The organism is Neisseria sp. P0021.S005 (assembly GCF_051956955.1).
This window is the reverse complement of sequence record NZ_JBQCWY010000989.1, coordinates 1-437: the sequence shown is the minus strand read 5'-3', so window position 1 is coordinate 437 and position 437 is coordinate 1. Positions and strand designations below refer to the sequence as shown.

1 protein-coding gene is annotated in these 437 nt (G+C 54.2%); it reads left to right on the top strand.

Going from position 1 to position 437, the window contains the following annotated elements; translation table 11 throughout:
* Positions 1-437, top strand: a 437-nt coding sequence (locus ACTHUE_RS20525; RefSeq protein WP_440424333.1) for a hypothetical protein, incomplete at both ends; no start/stop codon positions are given.

Below are 437 nucleotides of genomic sequence, written 5' to 3'. Positions count from 1 at the left end.
GTGGTAGCTCAGTTGGTTAGAGTACCGGGGGGGGGGGGGGGGGGGGGGGGAGGAGAAAAAAAAAAACACAGAAAAAAAAAACACAAAACCCAAAACACAACCCAAAAACCCCCACACAACCAAAAAAAAAAAAAAAAAAAAGGAGGGGGGGGGGGGGGGGGAGACAAAAAACCGCCTTCCTTACACAACACCACCCCCCCACCCCCCCACCCCCCCCCCCACCCACAACAACCACACCACAAACACCCCACCCAACGCCACAACACCCACCACCACCACCACCCCCCCAACCCCACACGAACACACCACCAACCTAATAACCCCACCACCCAAACAGAACCACAACAACAAACAAATCAACGCCGCCAGAAAAGCCGCCAACAACATCTACCAGCGCATCATAACTACCCACAAGCGAAACGCAGACCCCAAATACA